Raw genomic sequence first — 12,103 nt, 5'->3', positions numbered from 1 at the left:
TCGGCTCGCCGACTCCACGAGGAACGTGTTCACGACGCACGGCCTCCCGTCTCGCGCAGCTCCGCCAGGAGCTGCGTCTGCCCGGTGAGGACCTCGGTCAGGATCCGGCGTGCCGCCAGCATCAGCTGGGCCACGTCGCCGCCGGCTACCGCGTAGACGACCGTGGAGCCGTTGCGGGAAGAGGTGACAATCCCGGACCGGCGCAGGACCGCCAGCTGCTGCGACAAGGCAGAGGGCTCCACCTCGATCGACGCCAGCAGCTCGCGCACCGGCAATGGCCCGTCCTGCAGCAACTCGAGTACGCGTATGCGCACGGGGTGCCCGAGCATGCGGAAGAACTCGGCCTTCGCCTGATACAGCGGAACCGGCACGATCTCCACCCTTCAACGCCGCGGGCCTGCGGTCTGGTGCCGTGCCCGCGGCTACCTACGGACACAACTCCTACATCATGTATTCAATTGCAGATATTTGCAATTTATGGATGCTGCGGAAAGTTGTCGCCGCGAGGAGTACCGTCATGCCGTGAGGTCTCGCCGCCACCCCCGTCGGCGAGACCTCACCGACTTCGGCGCCGTAGGCGTGACCTGCTCCGAGCCGGGCGGTGGGAATGCTTCCGTCCGGCCAGACCCTCCCCGGCGGAACGGGGGCGGTGGGTCAGATTTCAGGCAATCTTCACCGGCTTTGACAGCTTGGTCTTCGATGACGAAGCCGGCTTCTCGATGACGCCGCCGGTCGCCGTCCGCCCCCGGGGCCGGCCGGGACGGTGTCATCGGGCGCCGTCCGCGACTGTTCCCGGCCTGGTCCGCCGTAGCCTGATGGGTGGCCCTCACCAGCATCCTCTGGCTGGCGAGCACGGCTCGTGGGCACCACTCACCGCTCGCGCCCTGCACCTCATCCGCGGCTCTCCTGGTCGCGGTCGGCGAAGCCGGTGACCGGCTGCGGCAACACTTGACGGCACGCGAGGCAGCAGGCCACCGCGCTTGCGGCCCCGGATGTGTGGTGGCGGGCGTCGAATGCGGCGAGAGGGCAGCAGAGGGTGGAGCGGCCGACGCTAAGATGCCCGGCGATGGCAATGACGGACTCCTTCGCGGCGCGGCGCCGCAGCGTGACGGCGAGCGCCGCGAGGGAGGTGGCCGGTATGCCGCGCCTGCCGTGGCCGCGGCGGTGTCCAAGCCGACATCCACCCTGCGCACGACAGCTGGATGTCCAGCAGATATATGCCGACCCGTGTACCGCGCTGTATCCCCTGGATGCGGGAGTGCCGTCACGCGTGGGAATTGTTGTCGAGTCTTGTGCGGCGTCCGTCGAGCCCGACGATGTTGGTGCCCTGCTGTCGGCCGATCTCCTCGCGCAGGGCACAGTTGTCGTGGTGCAAGGCGGCGATAGCGGTGGCCGCGGCCCTGAGCTGTTTCTCCAGGAGCGCGCATGTTCGGGTCTTGGCGGCCAGTTTCTTGCGCAGCTTGCTGATCTCCTCGTCTCTGCGGGCCTCTCCGGACGTGGTCTTGCCCTGCTCGGCGATGCGGGCATCCCATTCGGCGAGGATCGGCCGAGCTCGGTTCATGGTGGCCCGGCTGACCTGGGCTTTTCTCCAGAGGTTCTCCTTGGTGAGCCGTCCGTCGGTGCGCCGTGGCTTTCCGGCAAACAGCCGCTGCATGGCGGCCCTCAGGGCCTCCGCGGTGTCGGGCGAGACACCGTCGCAGGTCATACGGCTGTGAGCGGTCATGCGGAGGTACCCCGGATCTTGTCAAGGACCGATTCGGCGCGTTCGGCTTCCCTGGCGATCAGGGCTTTGCGGCAGGCGGGCAGTCCAGGGGTCTTCAGGAGCTCGAGCTGGGTGCGGTGGTGTGCGTCGTAGAACGGGGCGTGCTCGGTGCCGATCATGCTGTTGGGGCAGCGGTCGGGCCGGCAGAGGTCTTCCAGCGGGCCGATATGCCCTTCGGGGATGATCGCGTTCTCCAGGCAGACGGCGCCGGTCGGGTTGCGTTCGTCGAACAGGCAGTTGTTGAGTGCTCCGAAGCGGATGGTGATCCGGGCTTTGCGCAGGAGGTCGTTTTCGACGCGGGCGTCTCCGTGGCGGGCCCGGGCGGTGGCTGTGATCTGCTCGAAGACGCCCTTGAGGCGTTCGGCTCCGGGGCCGAAGCCGATCTCCTGTCCTTGGGAGTGGGCCCCGTACAGGTCCTTGAGCCGGCGGAACCGGGCGGCGTGGACCGCGTCTTGAAGGTGCTTGGCCCAAGCGGAGTCGGGAGCTGCGTAGCCGCGGGTGGCGCGGTTGGCCAGGGCGCGGGTGGCGATGTGCTTGAGCTGCATGCCCAGCGCGATCTCGGAGCCGGCGAACTGGTCGGTGAGCATCGCCATCGTCCTGCGGAACATGTGGGGCCGGGCCTTGCCGTCGGGGATCGCAGCCAGCCCGGACCAGGTGAGGCCGGCGTTGACGAACCCGATGAACGAGTCGACCATGGCGCCGCCGTCGAGTTCTTCGTTGACAGCCTTGGGTGTCAGCGGGGCGAAGACCCGCACGGGGTGGGGGGAGACGGCCTCGGCGACCGCGATGGCCTCCGCGACCGGCTCGCTGATCCACCAGTGCTTGCGCGGTCGCCCGGGACGGCCCTTGACGAGGGTGGAGGCGACGGCGGGTGCGTTGTAGTGCTCGACGACGCTGCCCCGGACGATCTCTTGCAGTTCAGAACTTCGCATCATCGACAAGGCGGCCACCAGCACGAAGGCGGCATCGCGCAGGATCGTGGGCAGGCGGGACAGCTCGTAGAGGTCGAAACCGGGGTGCCAGGGGCCGCGGCTGCCGTCCGGGCGGGTGACCTGCGTCAGTTCCACGGGCAGGCCGTAGGCGTACCGGCCGTCGGCCACCGCCCGCTGGACCCTCTCTCTGCGCTGTCGGCCCGCCATGCAGTACGTCCCGAAGAACGAGCTGCTCTGCTTCTCCTTCACTCCCAGCAGCAGCGTCAGCATCACCCAGTAGACCTCCGGCTGCTGTCCTTCGGCCGTGTGCGGGTCGTGGTGGCAGGGCACCTTGTTCGCCGGGTCGGCCAGCCAGGCGTCCAGTTCCCCGTTCTTGTCGCGGACATCGGCCGAGAGCCTTGCGGCACGGCGCAGTTCCTTGAGCATGTCCAGTGCGCGGAAGATGTCCGGGGCGAAGACGTGGATGTACGTCCATGCGGCACGGACCAGCGCAAACCACATGTCGGGCGGAATCGCTTTCGTGGACAGGGTGCCATCGCGCACGTCTTTGGCCACCTGTCCCGGAGGTTTGCCCGGCCACGGGTTGACACCCGGCCAGCCGCAGCTGAGCGCCGGGGAGAGCGTCGCCATCCGCTGGACGAAGCTCACATGCCGTGTGAGCGTTCTCGGTTTCACTTCCCTCTTCAGTGCCTTGATGCGTCGGCGCAGATCGGACTCACTCCAGCGGGAGGGGTCCTCGGGAAGGCCGTCCTCGCGGGCCCAGGTGATCACACCGCGCAGGCAGCTGATCTCCAGATTGATGCTGCCGATGTCCCACGGGGTGAAGCCGAGGTGAAGCCCCGCCGCCTGGAGTGCCTCGTGGCCGGGGTTCGCCAGAATTATGATCATTTCGCGGGCGAGAAGATTCCAGGGCTCATCGGCCAGCACGCCGACCAGGCGCATCTTCCACCACGAGCGGTTGCGGTTGGCGGGCCGGCGCACGACACCGTTGAAGTCCATGAACTCGCTGTCGCCGAACAGCGGCATGCGGACCTGCGATCGGCGAGCCGCAGGCATCAGAGGGTGGCTCTGGACAACGGGTTCGTCCGGGCGGAACAGGGACCGGGGGCTCTCCCCGGAACTCGGGATGATCACGTGTCGAACTCCACATGTGCGGCCAGCGGGAGGTCGAGTGAGACCTCACCCGCGGTGATGTGCTTCCGGGCGAGGGCCTTCTCTTCCTCGGTGCGCTCGTCCATGGCAGCTCGGAGATTGGTGTAGGACTGGCCCCACAGCCGGGTGAACGTCTTCGGGTCAAGTCGCTGGCGCACCGTCTCCAGGTGCTCGGCGAACAGCATCAGCTGCGGCAGGTGGCTGGGCAGCAGCCACGCGTTGCGGCACTCCAGGCAGCGCAGCGGCGCCACGGCGCACAGCTCGCCCGGCGGGCTGAAGGGTGAATCCCACGGGTTCTTGCAGTGCGAGACGCCCATGTCGAGTTCGCCCTGGACAATGCCGTCCGCCTGCTCCCTGTCCAGCCCAAGTGCCTGCAGCCGTTCGCTGTCTTCGGTGATCTCGACTGCGTCGGACGAGATCAGGGTCGGCCCCTCCACCGCCTGCTGGAACCAGTGGTCCTGGGCTGTATTGATCACCTTGCCGGACAGGATCCGCAGCGTGGTGCCCTGGGCGTAGTGTCCGGCGAAGGTCTCCTCGAGGTGGTCGTCGGCGGCGACGCTGATCCGGCCGCCGGAGACGATGGCCTTCTCGACCTTGGTGGACTTCCGCAGCCGCCCGATATGGGCCTCACCGTCTACCGTGACGCCTGCCGTGTGAAGCCAATCGGTGAAACGTTGGCCCTGCATATTGGAATTCCAGCGGCCGAAGCGCAGGTCGTAATACACAAGTGAGGGACGGACGAACAGGGTGTCGCTCACCTCCGGGCACCGCTCCCGGACCTTCTCCGTGACCGCCAGCAGCCGGCGCACGATCGCGCTCACCTCCCGGCGCGGCCCGTCAAGCAACTCGCTCGCCGACACCTCACCTTGATCGGCGTTCCGGGGCTCGGAGGCGTCCCGGAAGGCGCGATGGCGTACCCGCGAAGCGCGGTCCTTGACCAGTGTCAGGCGTACGCCCTTGGGGAGGAACTCGATGTCCTGCGCGCCGAAGCCTGTGACCTCCTCCGAGGCGTGCCCGGTGGCGTCCACCAGCAGGACCCGGAAGGAGTGCAGATCCAGATTCGTAGGGTACAGGCGCGCGAGCAGCCGCAGAATCACATCCCGTCTGGCCCGACGCTTCGCTACCGTTCCGTCCGCTCTGAGCACCATCTCGCGCAACGCGTCGGGCCACTGCGCGGTGAGCGGGGGGAGCGCATCGCCGATCTGGCGTGGCTCGATCACTCCCCGCGACAGCCCCCACAACAGATCCGGCACATGGAGCCAGTCCCCTTCATCCGGATGCCGGCCCTGTGCCGCCAGAGACCAGCCATCGGCGAGCCGCTTCTCCAAGGCCTGCACCTCCTGCCACGCGGCCTTGACCAACGCCCGCTTGTCGGCCCGGCTGAACTCGTCCCGCTCCGAGCTATCACCCCACGGTGTCAAGCAACGGCCACGGGCGAACCTCGCGAGGGATTCGTCCAGCCCCCGCTCGGAATGGTCCTCCCGCCGCACGATCAGGACCCTCACGCACGACGCTGCCACCCCCGCCTGACGCGACCCTTCCTGGTAAGAGGCCGGCAGGGTGCGCTCCCACCGAGCCAGCAAAGGCAGCAGATCCGCCGACTCCAACGACAGGGATGCCGCCTCCTCGCACGCACCGTCCATCGCGGAGCACACCAGGTCGACCGCACGCACATAGTCGCGAGACGCTGAGGCCGACAGACCGGTGACCGCGACGTACTCGACCCATTCATCGGCGAGCTGAGCGGCCAGCCGTGAACACCGGTAATCTGCCGGATCGACATAGTGCAGGCGCTCGCGACCCTGCTCATTGACCGCCACCACACGAACGCCGAGGCGGCCGTCCCCGCCCGGAACCCCCAACGCCTGACGCAGAAACGCTGTCCACTCAGCCGACCTCCGCCACTTCACGCGCGCCATCAACCCACCCCCAACGGCGACTTCTCCAGACGGAAGGCCCTGGCGGCGATCTGCGCGTACGTGGCCTCCTCACCCCGGTCACCGACCCACCCGGCGAACGCCGCCTCGTACTCCTGCACCAGATCGTCGGTGTACTCCAGATACGCGTACGTCGTTTCCGGACTGGAATGACCAAGCCGCCGGCTCACGATCAACAACGGGTTGTAGCGGATATGCCCACTCAAATAGGAGCGGTGACGCCGACGCCGCGCAACCATGTCAGGCTCGGCCCCGTCCATCTGCTGCTCCAGATAGGTGAGCAGCTGCAGCGCGTACGTGTGACGCAGATCGTGCCAGCGCCATCTCTTCGCGGGCAGCTGCGGCGTCGTCTCATCAGCCAGCGCCACCATCCGGCGCCACGCCGCATGCCGGTACCGCTTCCAGGAATCTGCCCCCGGCATCAGCCCGCCCCGACACAGGAACACCGCCATCGCCTCCAGCCCGAACTCGCCCTCCCGGACCGTGATCCGGCGAAGGCGCGGCGGCATCGCCTGCATCGAGAACACCTGCGCCGTACCGTCGAGCGTGCCGTGGATCCGGCCTGTCTCCTCCTCCACGCGGGAGACGACGAACAGCTCCCGATGCTGGCGCTCCAGCCGCCTGGCCGCCGCCGCAGTGAACTCCTTCCGCTCCAGCAAGCAGTAAGTCTCGACCGCCCGCATGGCCTGCTCGGGAACGAAGACTCCACGCTCCTTCCCGTATTTCGCGCACGCCTGGACCGTGAACTCGGCCTCCTCTGCGCACTGGCCCACGCCCAGACCCAGCTCAGGCAGAAGAACCGTGGCCCACTCCTGCCACCGCATGCCGCTACACAAGGCCAGATCCGCGCCCGCTCGGTCGCGGTGCGGGGAGCTGCCCCGATAGGACCGGCTGAGCTGCGAGTCCGGGCACTGCCCGCCAAGACCGACATCTCTGAAGTAGCGGTACTGCCCCAGACTCAGATGCCGGATATCCATTCCCCGCCGCGTCCGCGGACTCAGCGCATTACGCCCTCGCGCCGCCACACGCATGGGTCGGCGCCGCAGGTACCGCTGCTCGACCGCGAAGGTGAAGAACTGGTCCAGCACCGACGACTCCTTCGACCACGCCGAGGTGCCGACCGGCTTCTTCTGCAACTGAGTGCGTTGCTTCTTGTACGCCACGAGATCGGACTCCGTGGCCGACAGCACGTCGCTCACACGCGTGTCCTGGTGAGCGCTGAACCGGGCCATGATCCGCCCGTAGTCCTTCAAGGTGCTTCCGGCCAGATCGGCGTACGACATGTTCCTGCCCCATGAACACAGCGGCTCCACCGGCATCATCGTCTCGGCATCCAGATAGATCGGTGTGCCGTCCGAGATCCCTCGAAGCTCCAGCAGCCGAGCCGCCTGGTCACCCGTCAAGACGGGGCTGTCCAAATACCGGCGTACCACCGCCGTGTCAACCGCGTACAGCTGCATGCCTGTTGCCTCCCGAGACCTCTGAGAGACGAGAGATAGCAGTCAGTAGAGGGCGACGCGGACACCCTTCACCGGTTCGAGGGACGAGTGATGAGACAGAACTGAAGTGCCCCAAGAAACCGAGCGCTGGGTGGTGCCCGCGCAGGCGGCCGCGGCGAGCTGGAGACTGCCCGCCAGGGCGAGGACCAGGAGCCACAGCGGCCCGGGCCCGGCAATCAGCAGCGGCACGCTCATCAGCGGGTACATCGCGAATCCGGCGACCAGGACCGGTCCGGGCCCGAACCTGCGGACGATCCGGGGTGCGGCGAGCGCACCGGCCAGGCATCCGGCGCCGGACACCCCCATGATCACGCCGAGCCCGGTCGTGCCGGTCTTCACTGTGGTCAGCAGGTGATACGCCCAGAAAGTCGAGGTCAGGGCGGAGCCGAACCCTGTCCCGGCCAGGCACAGGACGAGCGGCCGCACGAGCGGTGTGCGGGCCACGTACATCAGGCCCTCCCAGATGTCCGTGGCCATTCTTCGCCGCACCTTGGGGGCCGGCGGCGCGTGAACGGTGCGGATCCGGGTCGCACACCATGCCGAGACCAGGTAGGAGACGGCGTCCAGGGCGAAGGCCCGGCCGGCGCCCACCACGGCGACCACCGCGGTCCCCAGATAGGTACCGGCCGTGTCGGCGGCGCCGAACGCCGCTCCGATCCGTGAGTGGGCCTGCTGGAGCAGCCCGGGTTCGACGAGCTGCGGCACGATGGCGATGGCCGCGGCCTGGTGGAGCACCGTCACGGCACCCAAGGCCAGGGCCACGGCGTACAGCGTTGGCATGGACAACGTCCCGAGGACGGTGGCGGCCGGGATCACCGCGACCACGGCGGCCGCCGCAAGATCAGTGGTGATCAGCACCGTCTTCTTGTTGTGCCGGTCGATGAACGCCCCGGCCGGCAGCGCGAGGACGAAGGTCGGGATCTGGATGAGGAAGAAGAGGAACGAGATCTGGTCCGGCGTGGCGTGCAGGAGGAGTACCGCGAGCGTGGGTAGGGCGATGCCGTGCACAGCCGTCCCGATCAAGCTTGCGCTCTCGCCTGTCAGGAATGCGATGAAGGACCGGTGGCCGCGCAGCGACGCCTTGTCGTCCGGTGTGGTGACGGAGGCTTGGGCGGGCGTGGTCACCACAGGCCGGCCGCCTTCATCAGCGTGGCGGGTGCTGTCAGTTCGGGTGTGGCTGTCCCGGTGACGGTGTTCTGCGGGTACGGCAGGTCGCAGTTCAGGCGCAGGATGGACCGCACGCGGACGACGTCGTCCCACGTCTCCCGGATGCGGGCCAGGGGCTTGGCCAGGCGGCCCGGTGCGGCGGCGGGCAGGTCCTCGAGCCGGCGCCCGCCGGTCAGGAGCCGGGCGGCGGTCACCGGTCCCACGCCCGGGACGCCGGGGAGGTTGTCGGACGGGTCCCCGGTCAGGGCCCGGAAGTCAGTCCACTGCGCCGGCGTCACCCCGTAGCGGTCGGCGACCGCGGGAGCGGTGACGAACTGGCGGCCGGGCGGGGCCTGCGGGTTCAGGATCCGGATCCTGCTCTGGGTGAGGAGGCCGTAGAGGTCGCGGTCCCCCGAGAGCACGACCACCGCACGGCCGACGGCGGCCTCACGCGTGGCGATCGTGGCCAGCACGTCGTCGCCCTCGGCGCCGGGCCATTCCAGCCACCGCACTCCGCCCTGGTCGAGCATCGCCTTCAGCGGCGCCAGAGCCTGGATCGGACTGTGGTCGGCGTCAGCCCGGTTTGCCTTATACCCGGCCTCAGCTTGGATCCGAGTGTCGGCGCCGTCCTCGGCGTCGAAGACCACCAGGACCTCATGACCGTAGCCGTGCTCGCGGTGCGCCTTGCGCAGGAGCGCCACGAAGCCGAACGCGCCGGTCACGTCGGTCCCGTCCAGCGCCTGGAACCGCTTGGGGAACCCGAAGTGGGCGCGGTAGAGCAGATGATGCCCGTCGACGAGGAGCAGCGGCGCGATCGCGGTCATGGTGGTGCCTCCCGGCATCCGAGGCGCCTGCGGCCGCGACGCCCGGGTGCCCCGAGACGGGCAGCCCGCCAGAATATCGGCCCTTGCACGGGGAAGGGCCTGTACGACGGGGTTCACGTCATGTCCTTCGCGAGATCCGTTGCGGGGGACCGCTGGGCGGGCACGCTGTCCGCGAACGCGGCGGCCTGGACCAGATAGGCGCTGCGGAATTCCCCCGTGCCGGTGCTCTCGTCCATGAGCTCGGAGAACGTCCCGGACTCGGCGACCTGGCCGTCCTTCATGACGTGGATGACGTCGGCATGCCGCACCGAGTGAAGGCGGTGGGTGATCAGCACGACGGTCTGACCGGCCGCGGCCAGTGCCCGGATCTGGTCGAAGACCCGCTGCTCAGCCACCGCGTCAAGGGCGCTCGTGGGCTCGTCGACCACGAGAATCTCGGGCCTCCTGTACAAAGCTCGGGCGATCCCCAGCATCTGCCACTCGCCGCCGGACGCCTCCTGACCGCCCTTGTAGCCCCGCCCGAGCAAGGTGCCGAGGCCGCGGCGCAGGGCGGCGATGAACTTCCAGGCGCCGGAGAACTCGGCGGCAGCCTGTACCGCCTGGTCGTCGATGGGGACGGTGGGCCGGCCGATGCCGACGTTCACCCTCACCGTGAAGGGCCACCGGAAGAAGGACTGCGACATGAGCGCGATGCGGGCGAAGATCTGCTTGCGCTGGGCCTTGGCCGCGTCGACGTCGTCCCACCAGATCGTGCCGCCGCCCTCGTCGGGCATGTGCAGGCCGGCCAGGAGCTTGACCAGGGTGGACTTGCCCGAGCCGTTCGCCCCGACCACGGCGATGACCTTGCCCATGGGGAAGGACAGGGACACCTCGCGCAGGGTCGGCTCCGGCGTCTCGCCCCCGCTGCCGGGGTAGGTGAAAGTGACCTTCTCGAAGCGGACTTCGCGAACCTTCGCGGGCAGGTCCTCGCCGGTCTCCGGGATGGCCCGCGCCTTCGCCTCCACACAGAGCCGCTCGAAGTCGGCGACGAACAGGGACTCCTGGTGCAGGTCGGCCATCTGCACGACGAGGCCGTCCAGGCTGGAGGACCCGGTGCGGATGGCCAGGACCGCCGTGCTGGCGACCGCGAGGTCCATCCGCCCGCTCCACAGCAGCAGTCCCAGCGCCCCGTAGGTGAGTAGGGTGGCGATGCCGGACGCGCCGTCGGCGATCAGGCCGATCTTCGCCGCGTTGCGGGCCAGGCGGGTTTGCTCGCGCTCGCTCGTCTCGGCCATCTCCCGGAAGTGGGAGAGGAGGAAGGGCCCGACCTCGTGGACGCGGACCTCGGCCGCCGCTTCCCGCTGGGTCAGCAACTGACCCAGGAGGTGTCCGGCCCGTGCGTGCTGGACGAAGGCGTGGAAGGAGAGGTACCGCTGGCGGGAGATCGTCAGCGACCTCCAACCGCTCGGCAGGGTCATCAGGACGAGGAGGGGCAAAAGTCCGATGTGGAGCACGGTGAGCACACTGGCCGCCGCGACCAGGGAGATCCCGGAGTTGAGGGTGTTGGTGCAGTAGCGGATCATGCGCCGGGCGGAGTCGGCCCCGTACCGGGCGGCGTCCAGCAGCCGGTGGAACTCGTCGTCCTCGATCGCCGCGAGCTCAACCCGGTGGACGAGCCCCAGGTACTGCTCGGTGGCCACCCTCTGGACCTTCGGCTCCAGCTCACCGGTGGCGGCCGTTGACGCGGACCGCAGAAGCGAACCCACCAGAGCGGTGACCGCGACGGCCATCAGTGCTGGGAACGCGCTGGTCAAGCGCTCGTTCGTCCCGCCTCCGGCGAGGATGTGCCCCAGGACCGCGTTGACTGCGACCAGCCCGATCGCCTGGGCGATCCCGCGGCCTACTTCGGCGCCGAGGACCACGCGCAGGGCGCGGGCGTCGGCGAGGTGCGCGAGGCGCAGCCCGGTGCCGATCATCCGGGGTAAGCCCTTGGCCATGGTCCACAGGCCCAGCTTCAGCCAGGCGCCCTCGTGCTGGTCCCAGCCGACGTCGTACGCCAGCTCCCCGCCGAACAGCAGCCGTTCCGAGTCCGACACCGTTGCCTGTTCAGGATCACCATCGGCTTCGCTGCTCACTTCGTCCCCCTCAGATCCGGTCGTGCACTGCTGGTCTCGTCGCTGGTCGTAAGCGGTCCGGCGGGCCCCCGCACCGGCGGCTGCAGTTCGCCTCCGCACTCCGCCGCCCCCGCTGATGCACCTTCGGCCGTGGCCGGCCCGGCAGGAGGCATAGCGAGGGCGCCGTAGAGGGTTCCGGCGACGTACTGGTTGAGGACGGCGTGGGTCAGGGCCCGGCAGTCGGCCGGAGGGCCGCCGGGGTCGGCCCACACCACCTCGCTGTACCGGTCCGGTGCGGTGTTGCGGGGCACTCCGGACCAGCGCTGGGTGGCGAAGACGGCGCACAAGCGTCCCGCGCCCTGCTCGCTGCGGTAGTGCAGGAGGCCGCTGAGCTCGATGTCCTGTACCCCCACCCGGATGCCCAGGGTTCGGGAGGCACCCCGGCACGCGGCCTCGTCCAGCCACTCCGCCGGCTCCAGCCGTCCGCCCACCAAGGCCAGCTGTCCGCGATCTGGCAGATGAGCCCGGCGGACCAGCGCGACCCGCCCGTCGGGGCGCAGCGCGAGGAGCACGACCTTCGTGAGCGGCCGGTAGCCGGGCCCGGTCTGTTCGATTCGGGCAGCAGCCGGGCGGGGATGGGGCGCGGTGTGCACTGGTCCTCCCTTAATTGACGTGGAACCGAGCGATGGTCGAACAACCCCCCACGCCTGGGTGCCGTAACGGACGCGGAAGGGGGAATTTCTCGAACTGAGATGCGG

The 12,103-nt window shown here is 68.9% G+C and carries 9 protein-coding genes; all 9 read right to left on the bottom strand.

The features are described 5' to 3' along the window. Positions 1-29 precede the first annotated feature (29 nt). Positions 30-371 (bottom strand): ArsR/SmtB family transcription factor, encoded by a 342-nt coding sequence (locus tag OG624_RS07755; RefSeq protein ID WP_008736324.1) that lies wholly within the window; start codon positions 369-371, stop codon positions 30-32. A gap of 893 nt (positions 372-1,264) precedes the next feature. Next, positions 1,265-1,723 (bottom strand): hypothetical protein, encoded by a 459-nt coding sequence (locus OG624_RS07750; RefSeq protein WP_371639256.1) that lies wholly within the window; start codon positions 1,721-1,723, stop codon positions 1,265-1,267. After that, positions 1,720-3,750: an integrase gene (locus OG624_RS07745; protein WP_266354724.1), complete on the bottom strand. Its 2,031-nt coding sequence runs from the start codon at positions 3,748-3,750 to the stop codon at positions 1,720-1,722. Before OG624_RS07745 ends, OG624_RS07750 begins: the two co-directional genes overlap by 4 nt. Positions 3,751-3,824: 74 nt before the next feature. Then, complete coding sequence (locus OG624_RS07740; RefSeq protein WP_033224083.1) at positions 3,825-5,765, bottom strand: hypothetical protein; 1,941 nt, start codon at positions 5,763-5,765, stop codon at positions 3,825-3,827. Further along, positions 5,765-7,243: a hypothetical protein gene (locus OG624_RS07735; protein WP_202198298.1), complete on the bottom strand. Its 1,479-nt coding sequence runs from the start codon at positions 7,241-7,243 to the stop codon at positions 5,765-5,767. The genes OG624_RS07740 and OG624_RS07735 overlap by 1 nt, the downstream gene beginning before the upstream one ends. A 42-nt stretch (positions 7,244-7,285) precedes the next feature. Beyond that, a complete protein-coding gene (locus tag OG624_RS07730) occupies positions 7,286-8,410 on the bottom strand; it encodes an MFS transporter (protein WP_328971581.1) in 1,125 nt (374 codons plus the stop codon). Next, entirely contained in the window at positions 8,404-9,252 is an 849-nt protein-coding gene (locus OG624_RS07725; RefSeq protein WP_328971582.1) for a 5'-3' exonuclease, read from the bottom strand. The genes OG624_RS07730 and OG624_RS07725 overlap by 7 nt, the downstream gene beginning before the upstream one ends. Before the next feature lie 113 nt (positions 9,253-9,365). Next, a complete protein-coding gene (locus tag OG624_RS07720) occupies positions 9,366-11,366 on the bottom strand; it encodes an ABC transporter ATP-binding protein (RefSeq protein WP_371639254.1) in 2,001 nt (666 codons plus the stop codon). Then, the gene (locus OG624_RS07715) at positions 11,363-11,998 is read right to left on the bottom strand and encodes an NUDIX domain-containing protein (protein WP_328971583.1); all 636 of its coding nucleotides are present in this window, start codon (positions 11,996-11,998) and stop codon (positions 11,363-11,365) included. Before OG624_RS07715 ends, OG624_RS07720 begins: the two co-directional genes overlap by 4 nt. Positions 11,999-12,103: the final 105 nt, after the last annotated feature.

It is taken from the genome of Streptomyces virginiae, assembly GCF_041432505.1.
Lineage (GTDB): Bacteria > Actinomycetota > Actinomycetes > Streptomycetales > Streptomycetaceae > Streptomyces > Streptomyces virginiae_A.
Note: the sequence above shows the minus strand (reverse complement) of the source record. Positions and strands in the feature narration are given on the sequence as shown.